Raw genomic sequence first — 23,218 nt, forward strand, 5'->3', positions numbered from 1 at the left:
CGCGCAGCCGCGGCCGGTCACTCGGCGAGCCGGTGCGCCAGGGCGGCCCGGGTCTTCACCCCGAGCTTCCTGAACACGCTGGCCAGATGCGTCTCCACCGTCCTGGGGCTGAGGAACAGGCGCTCGCCGATCTCCCGGTTCGTCATGCCGTACGCGACCAGCTCGGCGATCTCCCGCTCCCGCTCCGACAACGAGCTCCCGGCGCCGGGCCGGTGGGCCAGGCCGGCGGCCATCCGGCGCTGCTCGACGCCCACCTGGGCCGCCAGCCACGGCGCGCCGCACGACAGGAACAGCTCCTTCGCCTGCCCGAGCTGCTGCTTGGCGGCCCGCGAGTCGTCGTCGCGGCGCAGCACGCCCGCCAGCAGCATCCGGCCGAGCGCCTCCCCGACGGGCAGCCCGGCAGCCGCGAACCGGTCCACGGCTTCGCGCGCCGCCTCCTCCGCCTCGTCCTGCCGTTCCTGGGCGAGCGCGAGGACGGCACGGGCCCGCGCCAGGAAACCCGACTGCACGGGCGGGGCGCCGAGCTCCACGACGCGGGCGGCGCGCTCGTACCACTCCCTGCCCGCCGTCAGATCGCCCCGGGTGACCTCCACCTCCGAACGCAGCGCGTAACTGCCGACCACGCCGGGGCCGAGACCGGCCGGGTCGGCGGGCACCCGCGCCGCCAGCAGCCGCCCGCACGCCTCCGTCTCACCGACCGAGAACAGCACCTCCGACACCGCCTGGTCCGAGATGGTCCGCCACCAGGCCGAGCGCAGCACCTGCCCCCGCCGCGCCGGCTCGATCAGCGGCATCGCCGCGTCCGGGCCGTTCAGCCACAGCAGCGGGCGCGACTTCGTGACGTGGACGAACGCCAGCATCTCCGCGCTGCCCAGATGGCGCGCGATCTCCTCGGCCTCCTCGGCGTCACCCAGCGCCCGGTCGACGTCCCCCAGCCGGGCGTGGACGGTGGCGCGGGCGGCGTACAGCAGCGGCACCACGTGGCTGCGCCCGTGGTCACGGGCCACCCGCAGCCCGCGGGCCAGGTGCCGCAACGCGTCGGCGTTGCGGTCGGCCAGGAACTCGCCCCACGCCAGCGCGGCCACGAGCCCGAGATCGTCGCACAGCTCGCGGTCGGTCAGCCCGTTCACCAGCGCGTCCGCCCGGTCGAGATACCGGTACGCCGCCCCGAAATCGCACCGGTAGAGCGCCGCGACCGCCAGCAGCGTCACGGCCGTGGCCGGCAACCCTCGCCGGGTACGCGGTCCTGCCAGCCCGAGCGCGAGCGAGGCGTTCTCCCGCCCCTCGTCCCAGCGCCCGTCCAGCAGGTCGTTGGCCGCCAGCTCCACCAGCAGCGCGCACCGCCCGCCGGAGTCGCCACCCGGGGCCTGGTCCAGGTGGCCCAGCTCGGCGGTCAGAATCGCCCGGGCCTCCTCGAAGCGGCCCAGCGAGCGCTCCATCATGGACATCAGCTCCACCGCCTGGTCGCGGTGGTCGCCGCCCGCCTGCATGACCTCGCGCAGCAGCGTACGGCTCTCCGCCAGCTGCCCGGACACGCCCAGCGCCGCCGCCAGTGACAGCAACAGGCCGGCGCGCCGCCCGCCGGGGACGTCGTCCGGCAGGGCCCGCAGGGCGGCGCGGAACCAGCGCGCCGCCGTCGCCGGCGCGGTCGCGGCCACCGCGTCCGCCCCCTCGGCCAGCAGCGCGGCCCCGACCGCGTCGCCGATCACGATCGCGTGCTCCATGTGCACCGCGCACCGCACGGCCGGCGCGCCGTGCGCGCGCAGGTACTCGGCCGCCCGCCGGTGCGCCGCCATCCGCCACGCAGGCCCCGCCATCCGGTACGCCGCCGCCCGCACCAGCGGATGCCGGAAGCCCAGGGTCCGCGGGCCGGAGGACAGGACGTTCCGGTGTACGAGGTCGTCCAGAGCGGGCACCACCGTAGCCAGGTCCAGCTCCGACACCGCCGCCACCAGCGTCGCGTCCAGCTCGTCGCCCACCACCGCCGCGGCCCGCGCCACCAGCCCCTGCACCTGGTCGAGGCCCGACAGCTCGGCGGCGATCAGCCGGTCCAGGGCGTTCGCCGCGACGGGGCTCGCGGCCTCGGCGGGATCGTCGCCGTCCGGCAGCGCGGCCAGGATCTCCAGGAACAGCGGGTTGCCGCCGCTGCGCTCGTACAGGCGGCGCCGGCGGGGCGCGGACATCTCCTCACCCAGCAGCGCGTCCGCGTCGCCCGCCGACAGCGGGCCGAGGGGCAGCGCCACCACGGAGGCCGCGGCCAGCGAGCGCGTCAGCCCGGCCGGCAGCCCGCCGGTGCGCGCCGCGAGCAGGACGATCACGCGCCGGTCCGGCGGATGCCGGATGAAGTAGTCGAGGGCCTCGATGGAGGCGTCGTCGGCCCACTGCACGTCGTCCAGCAGCACGACCAGGCCGTCCCGCTCCGAGATGCGCTCCACGAGGCGGTGCGACGCCCGGAACAACCGGTGCCGGTTCAGCGCCGCCAGCCCGCGGGCCACTCCCCCGGCGTCCGCGCCGGCCTCGGCGGACAGCAGCGCGCGAATCTGCTCCAGATCGGCGGCCAGCTGGAGGTGGCGGTCGCCGTCGGCCAGCGCGTCGAACAGGATCCCGAACGGCGCGCTGCGCTCGAACTCGGTGGCCCGCCCCGCCATCGCCGGCAAGCCCCGCTCCCGCGCCAGCTCGGCGACCGCCGTCAGCAGCCGGCTCTTGCCGATCCCCGGGTCCCCTGTCATCAGCACGAACGTCGTCCCGTGCGGCTTGTCCAGCAGCCGCGCCAGGTGATCGAGCTCGGCGGAGCGACCCGTCAACGGGCGCCGGGTCACCAGCACGTCATAACCTCCCCGCCAGGAAGATCGTCGATCCCACCCCCATCTCTATCCCACTCAGCCGTTCCGTCCAAGGATTACGTGGTTTCCCCGATGTTTCCGTTTCCGGAACATGACGGATGCCGCGAGCGTCGCCGCCCGGCCCATCGTGCTCTCATGAGCGACGACGACCTCACCCGATCCTGGAAAGACCCCTACCACCGCGACGCCGGCGTGCCCCATCCCGCGGGCGAGATCATGATCCCCGAGCACGGCGGCACCCAGGAGATGCCGACGCTGGGGACCACGTTCATCATCTGCACCCTGCCCGGCTGCAACCCCACCCTGTTCTTCGGCTGCACCTACTGATCGCATAACCTATAACGCTCACCGCCGGAGCATCCAAGGGGGCATTCATCGACATGAGTGGCTGACGGTGTAGGTTATAACCGTCAGCCACGAGACAGGACAGCAATGGGCGAATCAGCGGCCGAGCTCTACACGACGAAGGCGGACTACGCCTACCTGCGGGTCAAGGAGCTGATCCTGTCCGGCCGGTTGGCCCCCGGCTCCGTCATCGCCCAGGCCCAGCTGGCCCGCGACATCGGCATCAGCACCACTCCCCTGCGCGAGGCCCTGCGCCGGCTCAAGAGCGAGGGGCTGGTCGAGCTGGACGCCCACCGCGACGCCCGCGTCGCGCCCCTGGCCGCCGAGGAGGCCCGCGACCTGCTGGAGCTGCGCCGCTCCCTCGACCCCCTCGCGGTCGCGCTGGCCGCCGAACGCCGTACCAAGGCCGACATCGCCGCCATGCGCGCCGCCCACGAGGGCCTCGAACCCCTGCCCGGCAACCCCGCCTACGAGCAGCTCGTCGCGCACCGCAGGTTCCACGCCGCCCTCTACTCCGCCTCCCACAACGACCTGCTCATCCAGACCCTCGACAGCCTGTGGGACAAGGCCGACCGTTACCGCCGCCTCGCGCTGGAGGTCGAGCGCGGCCAGGCCGCCCGCGACCGTAAGGCCGCCGAGCACGAGGCCCTGCTGGAGTACGTGATCGCGGGCGACGTGGAGTCGGCCGCCGGCGTGATGCGCGAGCACATCGACACCAGCCTCGGCGCCCAGGCCGCCTGGCGGCTGCGCAAGCACCAGAACCCCGTGGGCCAGGACGAGGTAGATGCCTGACGCCTGGCGTCGGCACGCGGTCCTGCTCGCCCACTCCACCGGCACCCAGGTGATCACCTTCGTGCTGCGGCCCACCATGTCGTACCGCGCGATCGAGCTCGACGTGCCCACGGCCTGGCTCGGCCTGCTCGGCGCCAGCTTCGCCATCGCGCCGCTGCTGCTGGCCCTGCCCGCCGGCCACGCCGCCGACCGGTACGGCGAGCGCCGCATGGCCGTGGCGGGCGCGCTCCTGCTCACCGCCTCCGCCGTCGCGTTCACCGCGTTCGGCCACACCGTCCCCGGCCTGGTCGCGGCCGGGGTCCTGCTCGGCACCGGCCACCTGGGCAGCGTCATCGCCCAGCAGGCCCTGGTCGCCAACACCACCGAGCACGGCCGCCACGACACCGCCTTCGGCCACTACACCTTCGCCGCGTCCCTCGGCCAGGCCGCCGGCCCGCTCATGATCAGCCTGCTCGGCGGCGACGGCTCCATCCCCGACACCGGCCGCATCTTCGCCTGGTCCTGCGGCCTCGGCGTGCTCCTCCTCGCGCTCTCCGCGCTGCTCCCGCGGAGCGGCGCGGCCGCCCGGACCCGGGCCGAGAGCGGGGACCTGCGCTCGCTGCTGCGCCTGCCCGGCCTCGCGCACGCCCTGGTGACCAGCTGCGTGGTGCTGTCCGCGGTCGACATCACGCTGGCGTACCTGCCCGCGCTCGGCACCGAGCACGGCCTGACCGCGAGTGCCGTGGGCCTGCTGCTGACCGTACGCGGCGTCGCCTCCATGGCCTCGCGCTTCTTCCTCGGCCACCTCGCCCGCCTGGTCGGCCGGCGCAGGCTGCTGGTCGGCAGCACCCTCGCGGCGGCGGTCGCCATGCTGCTCACGCCCGTGTCCATGCCGCTGTGGGCGCTGGCCGCGCTGCTGCTGGTCGCGGGGTTCGGGCTGGGGGTGGGGCAGCCGCTGACCATGTCGTGGCTGGCCGAGTCCGCCCCCGCCGGGATGCGCGGCCGGGCCATGTCCCTGCGCCTGGTCGGCAACCGTACCGGCCAGCTGATCATTCCCGGCGCGGCCGGGGTCGTGGCCGCCGGGCTCGGGGCCGGCGGCGTGCTCCTCGTCACCGCGCTCAGCCTCGGCTGGGCCGGCGTGGCCGCCCGGCGGCTTCCCGTCGATCCATAGGAAGGTTCCACCATGACCGTTGTCACCGCAGACCTGTACGACGAGCGCGGCGACCAGCTCGACTCCTGCGACCTGCAGCTGCGCCAGTACGGCGGCCGGCGCGCCTTCAGCGGCCCCGTCGTCACCGTCCGGTGCCACGAGGACAATGTCCTGCTCAAGTCCGTCCTGTCCGAGCCCGGCGAGGGCCGGGTCCTGGTGGTGGACGGCGGGGGCTCCCTGCACACCGCCGTCATGGGCGACGTCATCGCCGGCATGGCGGTCGCCAACGGCTGGGCCGGCGTCGTCATCAACGGCGCGGTACGCGACGTCGCCGCCCTGCGCGAGCTCGACCTGGGTGTCAAGGCCCTCGGCTCCAACCCCCGCAAGAGCGCCAAGGTGGGCGGCGGCGAGCGCGACGTCCCCGTCACCTTCGGCGGCGCCACCTTCCGTCCCGGCGCCGAGCTGTTCAGCGACGACGACGGGATCCTCGTCACGCTCCGCTGATCGATCGGCCGGCGGCCGCCGCGTGAAACGGCGATCGAACGGGCGGAGAGATCTTGCGCCGGTCGGCCGCCATGGCCGAGCCTTTCCCTCATGACCTTGGACGCGGACACGGCGGCCGCCATCGACGAATACTTCGCCCGCTACGGGAGGCGGCGGCACCGGCTCGCCCGGGAGAGTCGCGGCCTGGTGGAGTCGCTGGTCACCGTCAACGGGACGGGCATCCTCGACCGCCTGGTGGTGGACGACGGCCCGTGCGAGTGCTGCCTCGAGGAGCAGCGCCGGGTCGAGCGGCTGTCCTGGGTCAAGTCCGAGTACCGCCGCAAGAGACGTTCGTGAGCAAGGTGGCCACGCACCGGTGCGTTCCTCCGGGCGTCCACGGTGGGGACGTCCGGCCGTGGCGGTGCTCCGGCTGCGGCCAGCTGTGGGAGCCGCTCCCCCCGCCGCCACGCCCCGAGCGTGACCCTGGGGCCCCGAACCGCAGATCCGGCATAGCGGCCGGCACCTCGATGGGAGCGCTGTGCCTGGCGGCCATAGCGCTCTCGAAGCTCCTCACCGTCGCGTTGTGCGCGGCCGCCGTACTGGGGCTCTTCTGGTCGTACCGGTGGGAACGCCGCGGGTGAGGCCAGGTCAGGGGCCCTCGACGGGCAGGAGAGGGCCGGTGAGGGGCTCGTCGCGGTCGCAGGTCAGCTCGCCGTCGCGCACCCGCAGCCGGGCGGCCTGGACCGACGAGCGGCGGCCACCGCCCGGGTGGGTGAAGTAGAAGATCACGGCCTCCTCCTCCCCCGTCACCACGACGTCCGCGTGGTGGCCGAACCCGTCGTCGTCCGGGCGCGTGCCCGGCTGGTCGAGGATGAGGCCCCGTGGCTCCCAGACGTCAAGGTCGTCCGAGACCAGTACGCGCTGGCCGCGCCACTCGTCGACGATCATCCAGTGGCGGCCCCCGAGCGTGAACACGTTGGCCCCCTCGTGCGCGGAGATCGTCACGGCGGGTCCGCGGACCTGCCAGTGGTGCAGGTCGGAGCTGTCGGCGGCCCAGGTGTGCGAGCCGTCGGCCTCGTCCTTGTACCAGAGCCGGTGGCCGCCGCCGGGCAGCGCGGCCACGCAGGCGTCGATCACGTACGGGGAGGACAGGCCGAGGGTGGACCGGAACGTCCACCGTACGAGGTCGGGGCTGGTGTAGTGGCGGATGTGGCGCTCGTGCCCCGGCCACGCCTCGGGGACGCCGCGGATGACGCTGACGTAGATGTGGTACGTCTCGCCGTCGTCGACGATCTCCGGCGCCCAGTACGTGTGCCGCCCCCATTCGGTGTCGAGACCCTCGATCGTCCCCCGGTAGAGCCAGGTCGCGCCGCCGTCCGCCGAGGACGCGACGCCGAGGTCGGTGCCGTGCACCCAGCTCACGTCCCCCCGGTCAGGGGCGCTCGCGCGGCGGCTGGTGTAGACGAGCCACCAGGCGCGCTCGGCCCGGTTCCAGATCAGGGTGGGGTCGGTGGCGCCGTCGTGCATGGGGTCGCGGTAAAGCGGCCGGGAGCTCATCTGGTCCCTTCGACGTGCGGTAGATCGTCCGCAAACGATACCGGCACGCGAAAAGGGCACCCCTGGTCAGGGGCGCCCTTTGGGGGAAGGCCGGCTCAGTTCGCGGGGAGCTTCACCGAGACCGGCCGGACGACCGGGCTGGCGTCCTTCTCGGCCCAGGCACCGGTGGAGTAGGCGACCGGGAAGTTCTTCTTGCCGACGCCGCCGCCCCACTTGGTCACGACGTAGTCGATCTTGATGTGGCCCGCGCCGGCGACGCCGTCCACGGCCAGGGTGTCGGGGTTGAACGTGCCGCCGGTCAGCTCGGCGAACGTCTTGGCGTCGAGGTCGAGCATCACACCGCTGTTGGAGGGGTTGCCGGGACCGCGGTCACCGACGAAGAACGGGAGCTTCTTGCCCTTGTAGATGACGTAGCCCTCGGTCATGAGCGGCCAGCTCGGGCTGGCGGCCAGACCCTTCTGCATGGGCTTGCCGGCGGCGGGCAGACCGGTGTCACCCGCGCGGCCGGAGGAGTCGTCCCAGAAGTAAGACGCGGTGGTCGAGCCCTGGAGCACGGCCGTCTGGGTGATCGTGCTGCCGGCCTCGGCGTCAGCGTGCGCCGCGGGCGAGCCGACGGCCATGGCGGTCAGCACGGAGGCGGTGAGCATGGCGATAGAGTGCAGGCGAGCAGGCATGGGTAGGCGCAGTCCTTTGTGAGGCGACAGGGCGATACGCTCTTCACTCACGTAGCCGGGCATGACGCCGTAAGAGCGGCACGTGGAGCGTGAATCCAACCAGAGGGAGTCCGGTCGAGTGGTGCCTTCCACGTTGGTAAGGCCCAGGTCACTCGCCGGTAACGACTACCAAGCTACCCCCCAAAACGGACAAAGGCAAACATAACCCCATGAAACGGATATAGATCTACGTTCGGGGTAAAGGCTTAAGTCAAAAGCCCCGGCGGGTAGGGGACCGCCGGGGCATACGTCGGGATTACGAGCGGGCGCGCCGGATCACCGCCGCCCCCAGCGGGGCCAGCTCGACCGGACCCGACACCGCCTGCCCGGTGAGCAGGTCGATCCCCTCCCCCTCGAACGGGACGGACGCGCTCAGCTCGCCGCTGTGGTTGAGCAGGAACACGTACTCGTGCTCCTCGTCCCCCCGCACGGCGCACTCCACGTGGGCGGGCGCCTGCGGGAACGGCGACCGGACACCCGCCGCCGCCACGGCCGCGAGCAGTTCGGCGTCGAAGGCGGCCTGCTCCAGGAGGGTCGCGAAGTACACCACGCGCCCCGCGCCGAAGCGGTTCTCCACTACGGCGGCCCGGCCGGCCAGCAGGCCGTCACCGTAGGTGGCCAGGGCCGTGCCGGTCTCCAGGTGCAGGTCGTCGCGCCACCACGTCGAGGTCGCCCGCCGCCCGTCGGCGAACTCCACGGAGAAGACCTCGTGCGGCCGCGCCGGCCAGTACTCGTCCACCTTGGCCCCGATGAGCCGCCGGAACGCGCCCGGATAGCCGTCGGGCCGCACCCGGTTGCACTCGTCGACCACGCCGGAGAAGAACGACATGACGACCGTCCCGCCGTTCTCGGCGAACTCGGTGATCCGCCGCACGCCCTCGTCGCCGATCAGGTACGCGTTCGGCACCACCAGCACCTTGTACCCGTCCAGCGACGACGACGCGGACACGACGTCCACCGGGTGGTTGTTCGACCACAGCGGCGTGTAGTGCCGCATGACCGTGTCCGGGTAGCTGAGGTCCTGGCGCGGCAGCCCCGCGGTCTCCTCCAGCCCCCACCAGCCGTCCCAGTCGAACAGGATCGCGATCTCGGCCCGCGAGGTCGTCCCCGCCACGGGAGCGAGCAGCTTCATCTCCCGTCCCAGGTCCACGATCTCCCTGAACGTGCGCGAGTCCGGCCCGGAGTGCGGCAGCATCGCCGAGTGGAAGCGCTCCTGCCCGCCGCGACTGGCCCGCCACTGGAAGAACATCACCGAGTCCGCCGCCCGCGACACCGCCTGCAGCGAGCCGAGCCGCATCCGGCCGGGCTCCTTGACGATGTTGAGCTGCCACTGGCTGACCGCGCTGGCCGCCTGCTCCATGAGCAGCCACGGCTGACCGCCCTTGAGCGAGCGGAACAGGTCGTACTGGAAGGCCGCCGACACGTGCGAGTCGGCGTCGGCGGGGTTGGGGTAGATGTCGAGCGCGACCGCGTCCTCCTCGGGCGCCCACTTCCAGTAGTCGGCGTGCTTGAAGAAGCGCATGAAGTTCGTCAGGACCGGGATGTCGTCGCGGAAGGAGCGGACGATGTCCCGTTCGGCGATGTAGCACTCGAGGAGGGCGTCGGAGGTGAAGCGCTTGAAGTCGAGCCGGCGGGCGGGGTTCATCCAGGTGCGCGGGATGTGCGGCACCTCGACCTGGTCCCAGTCGGTGTAGTGCTGGCTCCAGAAGCGGGTGTACCACGCCTCGTTCAGGGTCTCCAGGTCGCCGTAGCGGCGCTGCAGCCAGCGGCGGAAGTTGACCGAGGCGGCCTCGTTGTACGCCGTGGGCCCGTACTCGTTGGAGATGTGCCACATCGCCAGCGCCGGGTGGAAGGAGTAGCGCTCGGCGAGCTTGGTGGTGATGTTGGCCGCGTACTCACGGTAGATGGGTGACGACGGGTCGTAGTGCAGCCGGTTGCCGAACCCGAACCGCTCGCCGTCGGCCATCACCGGGAACACCTCGGGGTGCAGGTGGGTGAGCCAGACGGGCGGGGCCGCCGTCGGGGTGGCCAGGTTGACGCTGATGCCGTTCTCGTGGAGGAGGTCCATGATCTCGTCCAGCCAGCCGAACTCGTACTTGCCCGGCTCCGGCTCCAGGGACGCCCACGCGAAGACGCCGAGGGAGACGATGTTGACGCCGGCCTCACGCATGAGCCGGACGTCCTCCCGCCACACGGCTGGGTCCCATTGCTCCGGGTTGTAGTCGCCGCCGTAGGCGAAGCCCCCGATGCGGTTCCTGAAAGCATCCAAGCGAGACATTTCACTGCTCCTGTAGGGATGGGAGGATCCTCGACGCGATCCCGGCGGCCGCGCGGACCGCGCCCGACGACCCGGTTCATACGCCCCTCGCCATCGGAAAGTTTCCGGCACACTTTCCGAAAGATTACCGTGACATTGCCGAAGGGTTACGGTAGGCTCGGGCCCGCAGCGATGTCAACAGCGCCGATCGGGTAGCAGTCTGCTCCAGGTCAGTGGGCAACCTGTGGGTTTGAGGTTTTTCCGAAAGTTGCACTCGGAGGTCCTGTGGCTCGAGCAACGCTGGCGGACGTCGCCGCCGCTGCCGGAGTGTCCGTGCCGACGGTCTCCAAGGTCCTGAGCGGGAAGAAGCACGTCTCCACCGCCACCAGAGACAAGGTGCTCGAAGCGGTCAGGGCCTTCGGATACGAGGCCCCGCGCCCGCCGAGCACTCCCCGGTCCGGTCTCGTCGACCTGCTCATAGACGGGCTCGGCTCCCCGTGGGCCCAGGTGCTCATCAGGGGCGCGGAGCAGGCGGCCGCGCGGTGGGGGTTCTCGCTCGTGGTGACCTCGTCCGCGCGGGCTGACTTCGACCTGCGGCGCTGGATCGGGATCGTGCGCAAGCGCAGCACCGACGGCATCGTGCTGGTGCTGTCGCGGGCCAACTGGGAGGAGATCTCGGCCATCGAGGAGCTCCTGCACGTGCCCCTGGTGCTGCTCGACCCGGTGGGCAAGCGCGATCCGCGCATCTCCACCGTCGGCGCCACCAACTGGTCGGGCGGCGTCATGGCCACGACCCACCTGCTGGAGCTGGGGCACACCAGGATCGGCTTCATCGGCGGTCCGCTCGACACGCAGTGCACGCTCGACCGGTACGAGGGTTACCTGGCGGCGCACCGTACGTTCGGGATCGACCCCGACCCCGGGCTGACCCGTTACGCCGACTTCCTGATCTCCGGCGGCAGGGAGTTCGGGGCCGAGCTCCTCGACCGCCCCGACCGGCCCACCGCCATCTTCGCCGGCTCCGACATGCAGGCGGCCGGCGTCTACCAGGCGGCCACCGAGCGCGGGATCCGGGTGCCGGGCCAGCTGTCCGTGGTCGGCTTCGACGACTCCACGTGGTGCGAGATGATGTCGCCGCCGCTCACCACGGTCCGCCAGCCGCTCGACGACATGGCCAACGAGGCGGTCCGCCTCATCTCGGAGGAGCTGACTCATCCGAGGGGGCCGGTCGGGACGCGCATAGAGCTCGCCACCAGCCTCGTCGTCCGCAGCAGCACCGCCGCTCCCGCCTCGTGATCATCACCAGGGAGCTGCGCGTGGCCGCGTACGCGATCTGTGTCGACGACGGCCGGATCCTCCTCGCGCGCTGGGTCGGCCCCTCCGGCGAGCGGCACTGGACGCTCCCGGGCGGCGGCATCGAGCACGCCGAGGACCCGGTGGACGCCGCGATCCGCGAGGTGGAGGAGGAGACCGGCTACACGGTGGCGATCGAGACCCTGCTGGGCATGAGCACCCTGCACTGCCGCTACCCCCGGGGCGAGGGCCGCGAGGCGGACTTCCACGGCCTGCGCATCGTCTACGAGGGCCGCGTCACCGGCGGCACCCTGCGCCACGAGGTCGGCGGCAGCACGGACCGGGCCGCGTGGGTGCCTCTCGACGAGGTGGCCGGCCTCGAACGAGCCGAGGTGGTGGACATCGGCCTGGAGCTCCACCGCGTACGGCCCGGCAACGGCCGGGTGGACTAACCGGCGAAGGCGAGGGCGCCGCAGAACAAGAGGAACAGCGCCACGCCCAGGCCGCGCTGCCGCCAGGAGGCGCCCGGCGCGGTCACCAGGGCGGCGAACGGGTAGGCGAGCACGGTGCTCAGCACGCCGAACAGGCCCACGGGGCTGGCGCTGAGCTCCCAGAGCGGCACCAGGAACAGCGGGGCCACGAGCACGACGGGCCACGCCGGCCGGACGCGCAGGAGGCCGAGCAGCGGCCAGGCCACCACCGGCACCAGCCAGCGCCCCACTTCCCACGCCTCGACGAACGGCCCGATGCACCCGAAGTGCCCGCATCGAGAGGTGTCCGCCAGCGCGGCACCGAGCAGCGCCCATCCGAAATGGAGGAACGGCAGGATCGCGCCGACCACCCCGGCGAAGACCACTCGCTCGGGCAGCCGCTGAGCCACCGACGGCATGCCCGGCTTCGATAAGTCCATGCCGACAGCCTCTCATGCGACCGTGCGGACGCCCGTGCGTCACTCAGCGGCGAGCCAAGCCTCCACCTCCGCCCGCAGCCGCGCCTTGACGGGCTCCGGCGCGAACGACGCGTCGATCGAGGCCCGGGCCAGGTCCGCCAGGTCCGCGTCGCCGTACCCGAACACGTCCCGCAGCCGGGCGTACTCGTCGGCCAGTGCCGTCTCCCCGTCGGTGTTGACCGTGACCGCCAATCCGGCCTCCCTCAGCCGGGGCAGCGGGTGCTCGGGCAGGGAGGGGACGAACCCGAGCAGGACGTTGGAGGTGGGGCAGACCTCCAGCGGGATCCCGCGCTCGCGCACCTCGGCCACCAGCTCGGCGTCGTCCAGCACCCGGATGCCGTGCCCGAGGCGCTCGGCGTGCCCCAGGGAGAGCGCCTCGCGGATGCTGGCGGCCCCGGCGGCCTCGCCCGCGTGGTGCACCAGGCGCAGCCCCGCGTCCCTGGCCACGTCGAGCACCTCCGCGAACGGCGCCAGCGGGTAGCTCTCGTCGCCGGCCAGCCCCATGCCGATCACCCGGTCGTGCCGGCCGGCCAGCTTGAACGTGCGCCACAGCCGCTCCACCGGCCGCCGCCTGGAGTGGTCGAGCAGCACGTTGTACGCGATCCCGTAGCGGGAGGAGCCCTCCTCCAGCCCTTCGAGCACCGCCTCCAGCGGCATCTCCGGGTCCCCCACCCGCTCCCCGTGGGAGGCGGCGGTGAAGGTCACCTCGACGTAGCGGGTGCCCTGGGCGGCCTCGTCCTCGCAGAACTCCACCGCGATCCGCCGGAAGTGCTCGGGGGTGCGCAGCAGGTCGCGCACCCGCGCCCGCTCGTCGCCGAACTCCCTGAAGCTCGCGAACAGCTCGCTGCGCTCGGGCGTCCCGCCCAGGTCGCGCACGGTCCCGGGCCGGACGGTGCTCTCCAGGTGAACATGCAGGTGGGCCTTGGGCAACGCACGTACGTCTCTCACTCCCCTCACCCTAAAGGAGGGCTCAGAACGTATGCAGCCGGATATTCGCGGCGTACGTTCGGGGAATGACCCTTGTGCTGGTTCACGGCGTCCCTGAGACCGCCGCCGTCTGGGACCCCCTCCGCGCGGCCCTGAGCCGCCAGGACGTGCGCGCGCTCCGGATGCCCGGCTTCGGCTGCCCCCGGCCGGACGGGTTCTCCGCCACGAAGGAGGAGTACGTGGCGTGGCTGGCCGGCGAGCTGGAGGCGATGGCGGGCGACGAGATCGACCTGGTCGGCCACGACTGGGGCGGCGGCCTGGTGGTGCGCCTGGTCAGCACCCGCCCCGACCTCGTCCGTACGTGGGCCACGGACGCCGCCGGGCTCGGCCACCCCGCCTTCGAGTGGCACGACCTGGCCAGGCTCTGGCAGACGCCCGGGGCCGGCGAGGAGTTCTTCGAGCAACTGCTGGCCACACCCCTGGAGGAGCGGGCCAAGGGGTTCGAGGGCTTCGGCGTGCCGTTCGAGCACGCCCTGGAGATCGCGGCCGGCGTCGACCAGGTCATGGCCGACAGCATCCTGGCCCTCTACCGGTCGGCCGTGCGGGTGGGTGAGGAGTGGTCGCCCGCGTTCGCGGACATCCCCGCGCCCGGGCTGGTGATCGTTCCCGAGGGCGACGCGTTCCTGGCGCGGAGCGTGGCGGAGGAGAGCGCGGCGCGGGCGGGCGCCACCGTGGCCGAGCTGCCGGGGCTCGGCCACTGGTGGCTGCTCCAGGATCCGGCGACCGGCGCGGCCAGGCTGGCGGAGTTCTGGGAGTCGGCCCGCTAGCCCTTGGTGATGCGGATCTTCGACTGCTTGTGCGGGCCGCGCTCCCAGTCGTCCATGAACGTGGCCCGCAGCCCGTACTCGGCGGCCAGCGCCACCAGCGTCTCGGTGCGGTAGTAGAAGTCCTCCCGCAGCACCTGGTGCTCCTTGCCCTCGGTGCGGTCGAAGGTGAAGTCGAACCAGGCGGCCGGCTTCATCACCCGCCCCACGTGGGCGAAGCACTCCTCGATGACGTGCAGCGGCGAGTGCGAGAACACGCTGTGCGCGTGGACGACGTCGAAGTGCTCGCCGGGCAGGAAGGCGAAGCGCAGGTCGCGGACGGGCGTGAGGTAGGGCAGCTTGTGGTTGAGCCCGTGCCCGACGATCGTGTGCTGGGCCGCCATGAGGATGTCGGGCGAGATGTCGATGCCGTAGTAGTTTCCGGCGTGCAGGTAGTCGATGAACAGCCGCCCGGCGCGCAGGTTGCCGCACCCGATCTCCAGCATCCGGTAGTCCGGCTTGAGCCCGTGCTCCACCAGGTAGTCGAACTGCATGCGCCCCAGCGCCAGCCACCGTCTGTGCGTGTGCGAGCCGACCGCGCCCTCGGGGTCCCGCGCGGTGTCGGACTTCATGACGGCCCGGTAGTAGGCGACGTGATCACGCGTGCGCAGCCGGAACCAGGAGTCGCGGGCCAGCCGCCGCAGGTGGGGGGCGATCCGGTCCGGGTTCTTGACGGCGTAGGCGAGTTGGTGGACGAGGCTCGATCGGGCGCGTTTCACGCCTGGGAATCTAGGACAGCCCGCCTGCCCCCACAGGTCCGTGGCGACAGTCTTGGGTCTTCGTTTGCGCAGCCTTTCAGTCGCGGGTCAGCTCAGGTAGTCGCGCAGCGCCAGGGATCGGGAGGGGTGGCGGAGCTTGGACATCGTCTTGGCCTCGATCTGCCGGATGCGCTCGCGGGTGACGCCGTAGATGCGGCCGATCTCGTCGAGGGTCATCGGCTTGCCGTCGTTGAGGCCGTAGCGCATGCTGATCACGCCCGCCTCGCGCTCGGAGAGCTGGTCGAGCAGCGCGTGCAACTGCTGCTGGAGCAGCGTGAACGAGACCGCGTCGGCCGGGGAGACGGCCTCGGTGTCCTCGATGAGGTCGCCGAACTCGCTGTCGCCCTCCTCGCCCAGCGGCGTGCTCAGGGAGATCGGCTCGCGGCCGTATCCCTGGACCTCGACGACGCGGTCGACCTCGAGCTCGCACTCCTTGGCCAACTCCTCGGGCGTGGGCTCGCGACCGAGGTCGGTCTGCAGGCGGCGCTCCGTCCGCGCGACCTTGTTGATCAGCTCGACCATGTGCACGGGGATGCGGATCGTCCGGGCCTGGTCGGCCATGGCCCGGGTGATGGCCTGCTTGATCCACCACGTCGCGTACGTGGAGAACTTGTAGCCCAGCCGGTAGTCGAACTTCTCGATCGTCCGGATCAGGCCCAGGTTGCCCTCCTGGATCAGGTCGAGGAAGAGCATGCCGCGGCCCGTGTAGCGCTTGGCGATGGAGACGACCAGCCGCAGGTTGGCCTCCAGCATGCGGCGCCTGGCGATCGCGCCGTCCCGGGCGATCCACTCCAGATCGGCGCGCAGATCGGCGGGCATGCACGGCTCGGTCTCGAGCCGCTCCTGCGCGAACAGCCCGGCCTCGATGCGCTTGGCCAGGTCGATCTCCTGCTCAGCGGTGAGCAGCGGCACTCGGCCGATCTCCTTCAGATAAGCCTTGACCGAGTCGGCGCCGACGGCCGCGCCACCGTCGGCGACGTTGTCGTCGAGTTCGAGAACCTCTGCTGCTTCGGACAAAACACACTCCTCGCTCGCTTTGGACGCACGACGCTGAAACGTGGTGACCTATGACGTGGGGGCTGAAACCATCGGCACCTCGGGGTCTGAGGGAACGGCGAACTCGGGAGACCTGGCAGGCCGCCTCCTTCCAAGCTACCCAACTGTGCCCGCGAGTGGCCCCAGCCGGCCGCCGTCCGGCGGGCGTGTCAGCGTGTCAGGGACTCCACATACGTGGCGGCCTCCGTCAGCAGGCCGCGCCAGACCTCCTCGTCCGGCGTGCGCAGGGACACCCACTCCCGCATCCGCCGGGCCGCCATGATCATCTCGTCGGCCGCGCCCTCGTCCACCAGCTCGGCCGCCCGCGCGGCGGGGAGCTTGAGCACGACCCGCTGCTCCTTGGAGAAGAACGCGAACACCTTGCCGTTGACCTTGAGGCCCTCGGAGTGGAACATGCGCCCCAGGCTCACCTCTGGACGGACGAGCTGCTCGGTGACCAGGTCGTCGTAGAGCTCCCGGGCGGTGGACATGCGATGCTCCCTTCCTCAGCGCTCCCAAGGTGCCACACGCCACCGACAGTTCCGCCGGCACCTGGCTAGTGCGGCAGGGTCGCTTCCGCGTGGAGCAGCTCGTCGAGGGCCGCACGCAGGTCGGCGGCCAGTTCCCAGGCGTCCGGCACCATCTCTCTGTCGGTGACGATCCCGATGTCGAGGGAGCCGTCGTAGGAGAAGGCGGTGATGTTCACGCCGCCGCTCACGTCCGTGATCACCGACACCGGGTAGTGGGTCAGCAGCCGGGCCCCGCACACGTACAGGGGGAACTGGGGTCCTGGCACGTTCGAGACGCCCACGTTGATCGGCGGCGCGGTCTGCCCGACGAGCGAGAAGGCCGAGCGGGCGGCCAGCCCCATGAGCGCGGCCGGCATCGACTCGCTGAACTCGCGCAGCCAGCGCGCGGGCGCCAGCGAGAAGCGGTCCTTGATCCGCTGCATGGCGTGCCGCACGTGGTGCAGCCGGGCGACGGGGTCCTCGACGTGCACGGCCAGCGGCGCCGTCATGATCGCCACCTGGTTGCCGGGGCCCTCCACCCCGGCCGCGCGCAGCGAGAACGGCACCCCCGCCACCAGCGGCTGGTTCGGGACGCCGCCGTGCGCGGCCAGCCACGTGCGCAGCGCGCCCGCGCACACGGCCATGACCACGTCGTTGACGGTGACCCCGAACGCCTTGCGCACCCGTTTGATCTCCTCCAGCGGCAGCGACACGAACGCGAAGCGCCGGTGCCCCGACACGGGGCCGCTGAACGGCGTCCTGGGCGCGGGCAGCGCCGGCAGCTCGGGCGCCTGCCCGGCCCCGGCCAGCCGCCGGGCGAGGGAGGAGACGACCTGGCTGCCCGGGATCCAGGACACGACGGGGATCTCGTCCAGGTGCGGCATGGCCCGGGCGGCGAAACGCACGGCGAGCGCGGGGTTGCCGGCCAGTCTCGCCAGCCCGCGCGCCACCATCTCCGCGGCCCCGGGAGGCGGGGCGTCCCGTGAGGGCTCCTCGGCGGGCGGCGGCGCGGGCGTCGGGCTGATGTCCAGGAGCGCGGCCAGGACGTCGGCGCCGCCGATCCCGTCCACGGCCGCGTGGTGGATCTTGGTGTAGAGGCCCATCCGCCCGCCGTACAGCCCGTGGATCAGGTAGATCTCCCACAGCGGCCGGCCGCGGTCCAGCCGGCGGGCGTGCAGCCGCGAGACCTGGTCGGCGAGCTGCCGGTCGTCGCCAGGCGGTGGCAGGCCGATCTCGCGCACGTGGTAGTCGAGGTCGAGATCGTCCTCCTGCATCCAGTACGGGTGGTCCAGCCCGAACGGCACGGGGGCCAGCTTGCGCCGCAGCGCGGGCACGTACGGCAGCCGCCGCTCGAGCAGGGCCTGGAGGTCGGCGCGGTTGAGGTCGCCGTCGAGGATGGCCAGGCCGGCGATGTTGGCGATGTTCGTCGCGGTCTCGAAATGGAGGAACTGCGCGTCCAGGGCGGTCAACTGGGCCATTGGTGACACCTCCGCCCTGAACCAATCAGACTCCGCCGGTCACTTCAAGAGTCGGTCACTTCAAGGGACGGGACCGCCTCGGGCTCGGCGAATGCCAGCAGCCGCAGCCCCTCCTCCTCCAGCACGTCGAGAGAGGTCGAGGTGAACGGGCTGATGAGCAGCGTGGCCTTCTTCGCGGTGCGCTTGATCTGCCAGGTCCCGGCCGCGAAGCCGTCCACCAGGTAGACCGCCTTCACCCGGAGGTTCTTGGTGGCGACCCGGCCCTTGAACTCGTCGGCCAGCACCCGGGTGCGGTCCGCGTGGCCCAGGACCAGCGTGTCGAAGTCGGGCAGGAACCGTACGGGGGCGGGCACGTCGCCCCCGGGCCGCGGCGCGCCGGGCAGGTCGTACAGCTCCCTTCCCATGAAGTCCGTGAGCCTTTCCAGCTCCATGCCGGACATGACGCGCTTGAGGCCGCCCAGCCCCGACCAGGTCTGCACGTCGGCGGGGGTCGCCGGGCCGAACGCGGCCAGATAGCGCTCGATCAGCGCCTCCACGCCGGCGGGCTCCAGGGCGATGCCGGGCAGCGCGAACGCGGACTCGCGCGGGAAGCTCCACCGGTCCTCCGTCGGCACCATGATCAACGGGGTGAGCATGCGCACGGCGTATCCGAGCGCCCGGTCGTACCCGCCGGGGAACTCCTCCTGCAGCCTGGGCCGCAGCTCGTTGAAGGTCATCGGCCCCGCGGCCAGCAGCCGGTCGGCGGCGGCCACGACCGCGTCGAAGTCGACGTCGTCGAAGCGGCGCGCGGCGGCGGCCAGCACGGGCCGCACCACCGGACGGAACGCGGCGAAGTCCGCCGCGGTCACCAGGTGCAGCGTGGCCCGCCACATGGTGGCCCGCACGAGCGTGCGGGCGTGCAGCGCGGCGTGCAGGTCGTCCCGCGCGAACCCCGCCAGCCGGGACCACACCCCCAGGTACGGCGGCCGCGGCTCCTGCGCCTGCAGGCCGACCAGCCGGTGCACGACGTCGGCCACGTCACCCTCGTGCCGGTCGAGAAGGTGCTGGCGAGCCAAGGTGGCCCGGTTGAGGTCTCTGAGGGTGAGCATCTACCTATCATGCTCGATCCGACATTCCCCATCGAATCGGTACGTTCCTCCTACCCTGCGCTGGCCGACGGCTTCGCCTACCTCGACGGCGCGGCCGGCACCCAGACCCCGCGGCCGGTGATAGACGCCATCTCCGCCGCCTACCGGGCCGGGATCGGCAACATCGGCGGCGCCTTCCCCGCCAGCGACCGCTCCGGCGCCATCGTGGCGGCCTGCCGCGCCGCCGTGGCCGACCTGGTCGGCGGCCATCCGGACGGCGTGGTGCTCGGCCCGAACATGACCACGCTGACCTACCGCCTGGCCAGGGCCATCGCGGGGCCGGGCGACGAGGTCGTGCTCTCCAGGCTGGACCATGACGCGAATGTCCGGCCCTGGACCCAGATCGGCGCCACCGTACGCTGGGCCGAGGTGGACCCGGTCACCGGGGAACTGCCGGTGGAGCAGTACGCGGACCTGATCGGCGAACGCACCCGGCTGGTCGCGGTGACGGCGGCCAGCAACATTCTCGGCACCCGTCCCGATGTGGCCGCCATCGCCGAGCTGGCGCACCGGGCGGGCGCGCTCATGTACGTGGACGGCGTGCACGCCACCCCGCACGGCCCGGTGGACATGCGCGCCCTGGGCGCCGACTTCTACGCCACGAGCGCGTACAAGTGGTCGGGCCCGCACATCGGCGCGGTCGTGGCCGACCCGGCGCTGCTGGAGACGCTGCGGCCGGACAAGCTGGCCTCCTCCTCCGACACGGTGCCGGAGCGGTTCGAGACGGGGACGGCGGCCTTCGCCGACCTGGCCGGGGTGACGGCGGCCGTGGACCACCTGGCCGCCATGGTGCCGGGCACGGGCACCCGCCGCGAGCGCCTGCTGGCCTCGATGAGCGCGGCGGAGGAGCACGAGCTGGCGCTGTTCGCGGTGCTGATCGAGGGGCTGGAGACGATGGCGCACGTCACGGTGTACGGCAAACCCGCCAGGCGCACCGCCACCGCCTACTTCAACGTGGCCGGGCACACCCCGCGCCAGGTGGCCGAGCACCTGGCCGGGCTCGGCGTGAACGTCTGGAACGGCCACAACTACGCCTGGGAGCTGACCGGCGCGCTCGGCATCCGCGACTCGGGCGGGGCCGTGCGGGCGGGCCTGGTCCACTACAACGACCGTTCCGACGTGGACCGCCTGCTCGACGGGGTGGCCCGCCTGGGCTGAAAAGGGGTGGACCCCACCCCGCGGGCGCGGGTGGGGTCCAGCTCAGTGGCCGAGATCGCTAGCAGCTGTGGTAGCCCGAGTTGTAGCCGTCGGCGAAGCCCCTCTGGTAGGCGCCGCCACCGGAGTACTTCAGGCTGTAGGGCTCCTTCTTCACGCACGCGCTGCGGCCGTCGGTGTAACCGGCCGAGCGGCCCATGTTGTACTGCTGCTTCTTGGCCTTCCTCTTCTCGGGTGGCTTGCTCGCGACGTGGGTGCTCGTCTGCGCGCTCGTCGCGGAGGTCTGCGCGAGGGCCTGGGCCGACGGGGTCGCGAGGGGTCCGAGTGTGACAGCGGTGAGAAGCGCTGGACCAGCCAGAATCAGGCTTTTCTTGATGCGCATTCCGGTCTCCCTTCTGTCACCACCCAGCGTGGAGGGGGCCGTGTCACCGCGCCGTGATGTCGGCGTGACCGGAGCGTTACCGTGATCGCTCAGCGGCCGCGCAGGCTTGCCACCAGCTCCCGCAATCTGGCGGTCGGCTCGATGCCGAGCTCGGCCCGCAGGCCCTCCGCGTAGAGCCGGAAATGGCGGATCGCCTCGGCCTGGTTGCCCTCCGCGAGATGGGCCTCGATGAGCGCGGCGCACGCGCTCTCCCGCAGCGGGTCCGCATGCGCGGCCACGCTCGCGGCCGTCACGGCCTCGGCGAACCGCCGCTGCCTGACGAAGATCGCCGACAGGGCCTCCAGGGCGTGCAGCCGCAGCTGGTGCCATTCGTCCGCGGCGGCCAGCACCCATTCCTCGTACCAGCCGGGCAGCAGGCCGTTGGCCAGCGCATCGACGGACCCCGCGCAGACGGTGGCCTCCTCGGCCTGAACGGTGGGGTCGATGAGGCGCTGCGCCAGCGCCCGGGCGTCGTCGAAGTCCACGCCGGTGTCCGGGGCCAGCCCGATCTCGGTCGTCCCGACGTGCAGCAGCGCCCGCCCGACCTCGTCGAGGCGTTTCAGCGCGGAGCGCAGATTGGCGTGCGCGCGCCGCTCCGGCGCGTCGGGCCAGAGGGTGGTCGCCATCACGTTCCTGTGCACCGTCCTGCGGCTGATGGCGATGTACGCGAGCAGCCGCTCGGAGCCGTTGGAGACGGCGAGCTGCTCGTCGCCGGCCAGCAGCCGGAAGCCGCCCAGAAGCGCGAGACGGAAAGGTCGCTCCACCATGCCCCCGGTCCTCTCCTGGTGCGAGATCAGTCCGGGGAGCCGCTGCTTAGATACCCGCTGGCGGGGCCGGGACACCGGAATGAACGGCGGCCTTCGTGCGCTTTCACGGACGCAGTCGTTCAGAAAGAAGGCTTGTCCCATGACCACGCAGGCCGTCGCGGCCCGGCTCATCGTGCAGGCGCTGGAGGCGGAAGGCGTCGAGTACGTCTTCGGCATCCCCGGCGAGGAGAACATCCACTTCGTCGACGCGCTCCAGGACTCCTCCATCCGCTACGTCCTCGTACGGCACGAGCAGGGCGCAGCGTTCATGGCCGAGATCTACGGCAGGCTGACCGGCAGAGCGGGGGTGGCCTCGGCCACGCTCGGCCCCGGCGCGATCAACCTGCAGCTCGGCGTGGCCGACGCCACCACCAACAGCACCCCGGTGGTGGCGATCAGCGCCCAGGTCGGGCTCGACCGCATCTACAAGGAGTCGCACCAGGTGGTGGACCTGGTGTCGCTGTTCAGGCCGATCACCAAGTGGTCGGAGCTCGCGCCGTCGCCGCAGGCGCTGCCCGAGATGATCCGCAAGGCGTTCAAGACCGCCCAGACCGAGCGTCCCGGCGCCGTCTACCTCGCCATCCCCGAGGACGTCGAGTCGGCACCGGTGCCCGACGACCTGCGCCCGCTCCCCGTCAACGTGGTACGCACCCAGGACCCCTCCCCCGCGCAGATCGCCCGCGCGGCCGACGTGCTGGCCACCGCGCGCCGGCCGATCGTGCTGGCCGGGCACGGGGCCACGCGCGCCAGGGCCTCCCAGGCGCTGATCCGCTTCTCGGAGCGGCTCGGGCTGCCGGTGGCGACCACGTTCAACGGCAAGGGCGTCTTCCCCGACGACCACCGGCACGCGCTGGGGGCGGTGGGGTTCATGCGGCACGACTACGTGAACTTCGGATTCGACGAGGCGGACGTGCTGATCAGCGTGGGGTACGAGCTGCAGGAGTTCGACCCCGTCAAGATCAACCCGCATCGCGACAAGAAGATCATCCACATTCACCAGTTCCCCGCCGAGGTGGACGACCACTATCCGGTGGCGGTCGGTGTCCAGGGGGACATCTCACGGTCGCTCCACGCGCTCGCGGACGCCGTGCACCGGCGCTTCGAGATCAACGGCACCGGCGAGAAGATCCGCCGCATGGTGCGGGAGGAGCTGGAGCAGGGGCGTTCGGAGGACGGGTTCCCGCTGTCACCGCGCCGGATCGTGGCCGACGTCCGCGCGGCGATGGGACGCGAGGACATCGTGCTGGCGGACACGGGGGCGGTGAAGATGTGGATGGCCCGCATGTATCCGACGTACGAGCCGAACACGATGCTGGTCTCCAACGGGCTGTCTTCCATGGGCTTCTCGGTGCCGGGGGCGCTGGCGGCCAAGCTGGCCTTCCCCCGCCGCCGGGTGCTCGCGGCGACGGGTGACGGGGCGTTCCTGATGAACTCGCAGGAGCTGGAGACCGCCGTGCGGGAGCGGATCCCGTTCGTGGTGCTGGTGTGGGAGGACGGCGCGTACGGGCTGATCGAGTGGAAGATGGACCTGGAGCTGGGGCGCGACTCCAACGTCACGTTCGGCAACCCCGACTTCGTCAAGTACGCGGAGAGCTTCGGGGCGCGCGGCTACCGGATCACCCACGCGGACGAACTGCTGCCGACGCTGCGCAAGGCGCTGGCGGACGACGTGGTGTCGGTGATCGCGGTGCCGGTCGACTACTCGGCGAACCTGGAGCTGACCGACAAACTCGGCGAGCTCACCGGCCCCTTCTGAGCGGGCTTCACCCGCCCCTTCC

Annotated in this window: 23 protein-coding genes and 1 pseudogene; 11 read left to right on the forward strand and 13 right to left on the reverse strand. The window is 71.9% G+C overall.

Annotated features, from left to right (window positions below):
• Window positions 1-17: 17 nt before the first annotated feature.
• Window positions 18-2,825 carry an AAA family ATPase gene (locus tag ABZX61_RS41940; RefSeq protein ID WP_355202538.1) on the reverse strand — a complete coding sequence of 936 codons (2,808 nt, stop codon included), beginning with the start codon at window positions 2,823-2,825 and terminating at the stop codon, window positions 18-20.
• 153 nt (window positions 2,826-2,978) lie between these two features.
• Between ABZX61_RS41940 and ABZX61_RS41945 the strand changes: the two genes are divergently transcribed.
• From ABZX61_RS41945 to ABZX61_RS41970, 6 genes are all read left to right on the forward strand, one after another.
• A complete protein-coding gene (locus ABZX61_RS41945; protein ID WP_355202541.1) occupies window positions 2,979-3,170 on the forward strand; it encodes a hypothetical protein in 192 nt (63 codons plus the stop codon).
• Between the two features lie 105 nt (window positions 3,171-3,275).
• A complete protein-coding gene (locus ABZX61_RS41950) occupies window positions 3,276-3,980 on the forward strand; it encodes a GntR family transcriptional regulator (protein ID WP_350732103.1) in 705 nt (234 codons plus the stop codon).
• Window positions 3,973-5,130, forward strand: coding sequence for an MFS transporter (locus tag ABZX61_RS41955; RefSeq protein WP_355202544.1), 1,158 nt, complete (start codon window positions 3,973-3,975; stop codon window positions 5,128-5,130). Before ABZX61_RS41950 ends, ABZX61_RS41955 begins: the two co-directional genes overlap by 8 nt.
• 12 nt (window positions 5,131-5,142) lie before the next feature.
• Window positions 5,143-5,613 (forward strand): ribonuclease E activity regulator RraA, encoded by a 471-nt coding sequence (gene rraA / locus ABZX61_RS41960; RefSeq protein ID WP_355202547.1) that lies wholly within the window; start codon window positions 5,143-5,145, stop codon window positions 5,611-5,613.
• Between the two features lie 90 nt (window positions 5,614-5,703).
• Entirely contained in the window at window positions 5,704-5,949 is a 246-nt protein-coding gene (locus tag ABZX61_RS41965) for a hypothetical protein (RefSeq protein ID WP_355202549.1), read from the forward strand.
• Window positions 5,946-6,233, forward strand: a complete 288-nt coding sequence (locus tag ABZX61_RS41970; RefSeq protein WP_355202552.1) for a hypothetical protein — start codon at window positions 5,946-5,948, stop codon at window positions 6,231-6,233. Before ABZX61_RS41965 ends, ABZX61_RS41970 begins: the two co-directional genes overlap by 4 nt.
• Before the next feature lie 7 nt (window positions 6,234-6,240).
• On the opposite strand, the gene ABZX61_RS41975 is transcribed toward ABZX61_RS41970, so the two are convergent.
• The 3 genes from ABZX61_RS41975 to ABZX61_RS41985 all read right to left on the reverse strand — a co-directional run bounded on the left by ABZX61_RS41975 (window position 6,241) and on the right by ABZX61_RS41985 (window position 10,140).
• Window positions 6,241-7,149, reverse strand: coding sequence for a hypothetical protein (locus ABZX61_RS41975; RefSeq protein ID WP_355202554.1), 909 nt, complete (start codon window positions 7,147-7,149; stop codon window positions 6,241-6,243).
• 95 nt (window positions 7,150-7,244) lie between these two features.
• Complete coding sequence (locus ABZX61_RS41980) at window positions 7,245-7,796, reverse strand: hypothetical protein (RefSeq protein ID WP_350732095.1); 552 nt, start codon at window positions 7,794-7,796, stop codon at window positions 7,245-7,247.
• A 322-nt stretch (window positions 7,797-8,118) separates the two neighbouring features.
• Window positions 8,119-10,140 carry a beta-galactosidase gene (locus ABZX61_RS41985; protein ID WP_355202557.1) on the reverse strand — a complete coding sequence of 674 codons (2,022 nt, stop codon included), beginning with the start codon at window positions 10,138-10,140 and terminating at the stop codon, window positions 8,119-8,121.
• Window positions 10,141-10,404: 264 nt separating this feature from the next.
• Here ABZX61_RS41985 and ABZX61_RS41990 point away from each other — a divergent pair, with 264 nt between their 5' ends.
• Both ABZX61_RS41990 and ABZX61_RS41995 read left to right on the forward strand, forming a co-directional pair.
• Window positions 10,405-11,415 (forward strand): substrate-binding domain-containing protein, encoded by a 1,011-nt coding sequence (locus ABZX61_RS41990; protein WP_350732091.1) that lies wholly within the window; start codon window positions 10,405-10,407, stop codon window positions 11,413-11,415.
• The gene (locus ABZX61_RS41995) at window positions 11,412-11,864 is read left to right on the forward strand and encodes an NUDIX hydrolase (protein ID WP_355202561.1); all 453 of its coding nucleotides are present in this window, start codon (window positions 11,412-11,414) and stop codon (window positions 11,862-11,864) included. The genes ABZX61_RS41990 and ABZX61_RS41995 overlap by 4 nt, the downstream gene beginning before the upstream one ends.
• Here the strand turns inward: ABZX61_RS41995 and ABZX61_RS42000 are convergent.
• Window positions 11,861-12,322: a hypothetical protein gene (locus tag ABZX61_RS42000; RefSeq protein WP_355202563.1), complete on the reverse strand. Its 462-nt coding sequence runs from the start codon at window positions 12,320-12,322 to the stop codon at window positions 11,861-11,863. The genes ABZX61_RS41995 and ABZX61_RS42000 overlap by 4 nt on opposite strands.
• A 39-nt stretch (window positions 12,323-12,361) precedes the next feature.
• On the reverse strand, window positions 12,362-13,309 hold the full coding sequence (gene add, locus ABZX61_RS42005) for an adenosine deaminase (protein WP_350732086.1): 948 nt from the start codon (window positions 13,307-13,309) through the stop codon (window positions 12,362-12,364).
• 65 nt (window positions 13,310-13,374) lie between these two features.
• On the opposite strand from add, the gene ABZX61_RS42010 reads away from it, so the two are divergent.
• On the forward strand, window positions 13,375-14,115 hold the full coding sequence (locus ABZX61_RS42010) for an alpha/beta hydrolase (RefSeq protein WP_355202566.1): 741 nt from the start codon (window positions 13,375-13,377) through the stop codon (window positions 14,113-14,115).
• On the opposite strand, the gene ABZX61_RS42015 is transcribed toward ABZX61_RS42010, so the two are convergent.
• From ABZX61_RS42015 to ABZX61_RS42035, 5 genes and pseudogenes are all read right to left on the reverse strand, one after another.
• Window positions 14,112-14,870 (reverse strand): class I SAM-dependent methyltransferase, encoded by a 759-nt coding sequence (locus tag ABZX61_RS42015; RefSeq protein ID WP_355202568.1) that lies wholly within the window; start codon window positions 14,868-14,870, stop codon window positions 14,112-14,114. The two genes, ABZX61_RS42010 and ABZX61_RS42015, sit on opposite strands and share 4 nt — an antisense overlap.
• 87 nt (window positions 14,871-14,957) lie before the next feature.
• Window positions 14,958-15,938: pseudogene (locus ABZX61_RS42020) on the reverse strand (RNA polymerase sigma factor); the annotation flags it as partial.
• Between the two features lie 176 nt (window positions 15,939-16,114).
• The gene (locus ABZX61_RS42025) at window positions 16,115-16,435 is read right to left on the reverse strand and encodes an MmcQ/YjbR family DNA-binding protein (RefSeq protein WP_350732081.1); all 321 of its coding nucleotides are present in this window, start codon (window positions 16,433-16,435) and stop codon (window positions 16,115-16,117) included.
• A 65-nt stretch (window positions 16,436-16,500) separates the two neighbouring features.
• On the reverse strand, window positions 16,501-17,931 hold the full coding sequence (locus ABZX61_RS42030) for a wax ester/triacylglycerol synthase family O-acyltransferase (protein WP_355202570.1): 1,431 nt from the start codon (window positions 17,929-17,931) through the stop codon (window positions 16,501-16,503).
• A gap of 44 nt (window positions 17,932-17,975) precedes the next feature.
• Window positions 17,976-19,019: a winged helix DNA-binding domain-containing protein gene (locus tag ABZX61_RS42035; protein WP_355202573.1), complete on the reverse strand. Its 1,044-nt coding sequence runs from the start codon at window positions 19,017-19,019 to the stop codon at window positions 17,976-17,978.
• A 9-nt stretch (window positions 19,020-19,028) separates the two neighbouring features.
• On the opposite strand from ABZX61_RS42035, the gene ABZX61_RS42040 reads away from it, so the two are divergent.
• A complete protein-coding gene (locus ABZX61_RS42040; protein WP_355202576.1) occupies window positions 19,029-20,216 on the forward strand; it encodes a cysteine desulfurase-like protein in 1,188 nt (395 codons plus the stop codon).
• A 58-nt stretch (window positions 20,217-20,274) separates the two neighbouring features.
• Here the strand turns inward: ABZX61_RS42040 and ABZX61_RS42045 are convergent, their stop codons facing one another.
• Both ABZX61_RS42045 and ABZX61_RS42050 read right to left on the reverse strand, forming a co-directional pair.
• Window positions 20,275-20,595, reverse strand: a complete 321-nt coding sequence (locus ABZX61_RS42045) for a hypothetical protein (RefSeq protein WP_355202579.1) — start codon at window positions 20,593-20,595, stop codon at window positions 20,275-20,277.
• An 89-nt stretch (window positions 20,596-20,684) separates the two neighbouring features.
• Window positions 20,685-21,401 carry a BTAD domain-containing putative transcriptional regulator gene (locus ABZX61_RS42050; RefSeq protein WP_355202582.1) on the reverse strand — a complete coding sequence of 239 codons (717 nt, stop codon included), beginning with the start codon at window positions 21,399-21,401 and terminating at the stop codon, window positions 20,685-20,687.
• A gap of 139 nt (window positions 21,402-21,540) precedes the next feature.
• Between ABZX61_RS42050 and ABZX61_RS42055 the strand changes: the two genes are divergently transcribed.
• The gene (locus tag ABZX61_RS42055; protein ID WP_350732073.1) at window positions 21,541-23,196 is read left to right on the forward strand and encodes an acetolactate synthase large subunit; all 1,656 of its coding nucleotides are present in this window, start codon (window positions 21,541-21,543) and stop codon (window positions 23,194-23,196) included.
• Window positions 23,197-23,218: the final 22 nt, after the last annotated feature.

It is taken from the genome of Nonomuraea sp. NPDC003709 (assembly GCF_040610775.1).
Lineage (GTDB): Bacteria > Actinomycetota > Actinomycetes > Streptosporangiales > Streptosporangiaceae > Nonomuraea > Nonomuraea angiospora_A.

Bases quoted from the DNA above. Each gene is read 5' to 3' on its own strand.
- ABZX61_RS41945 (WP_355202541.1), top strand. From the start codon at position 2,979: ATGAGCGACGACGACCTCACCCGATCCTGGAAAGACCCCTACCACCGC.
- ABZX61_RS41950 (WP_350732103.1), top strand. From the start codon at position 3,276: ATGGGCGAATCAGCGGCCGAGCTCTACACGACGAAGGCGGACTACGCC.
- ABZX61_RS41955 (WP_355202544.1), top strand. From the start codon at position 3,973: ATGCCTGACGCCTGGCGTCGGCACGCGGTCCTGCTCGCCCACTCCACC.
- rraA (WP_355202547.1), top strand. From the start codon at position 5,143: ATGACCGTTGTCACCGCAGACCTGTACGACGAGCGCGGCGACCAGCTC.
- ABZX61_RS41965 (WP_355202549.1), top strand. From the start codon at position 5,704: ATGACCTTGGACGCGGACACGGCGGCCGCCATCGACGAATACTTCGCC.
- ABZX61_RS41975 (WP_355202554.1), bottom strand. From the start codon at position 7,149: ATGAGCTCCCGGCCGCTTTACCGCGACCCCATGCACGACGGCGCCACC.
- ABZX61_RS41980 (WP_350732095.1), bottom strand. From the start codon at position 7,796: ATGCTCACCGCCTCCGTGCTGACCGCCATGGCCGTCGGCTCGCCCGCG.
- ABZX61_RS41985 (WP_355202557.1), bottom strand. From the start codon at position 10,140: ATGTCTCGCTTGGATGCTTTCAGGAACCGCATCGGGGGCTTCGCCTAC.
- ABZX61_RS42000 (WP_355202563.1), bottom strand. From the start codon at position 12,322: ATGGACTTATCGAAGCCGGGCATGCCGTCGGTGGCTCAGCGGCTGCCC.
- ABZX61_RS42010 (WP_355202566.1), top strand. From the start codon at position 13,375: ATGACCCTTGTGCTGGTTCACGGCGTCCCTGAGACCGCCGCCGTCTGG.
- ABZX61_RS42025 (WP_350732081.1), bottom strand. From the start codon at position 16,435: ATGTCCACCGCCCGGGAGCTCTACGACGACCTGGTCACCGAGCAGCTC.
- ABZX61_RS42030 (WP_355202570.1), bottom strand. From the start codon at position 17,931: ATGGCCCAGTTGACCGCCCTGGACGCGCAGTTCCTCCATTTCGAGACC.
- ABZX61_RS42035 (WP_355202573.1), bottom strand. From the start codon at position 19,019: ATGCTCACCCTCAGAGACCTCAACCGGGCCACCTTGGCTCGCCAGCAC.
- ABZX61_RS42040 (WP_355202576.1), top strand. From the start codon at position 19,029: ATGCTCGATCCGACATTCCCCATCGAATCGGTACGTTCCTCCTACCCT.
- ABZX61_RS42045 (WP_355202579.1), bottom strand. From the start codon at position 20,595: ATGCGCATCAAGAAAAGCCTGATTCTGGCTGGTCCAGCGCTTCTCACC.
- ABZX61_RS42050 (WP_355202582.1), bottom strand. From the start codon at position 21,401: ATGGTGGAGCGACCTTTCCGTCTCGCGCTTCTGGGCGGCTTCCGGCTG.
- ABZX61_RS42055 (WP_350732073.1), top strand. From the start codon at position 21,541: ATGACCACGCAGGCCGTCGCGGCCCGGCTCATCGTGCAGGCGCTGGAG.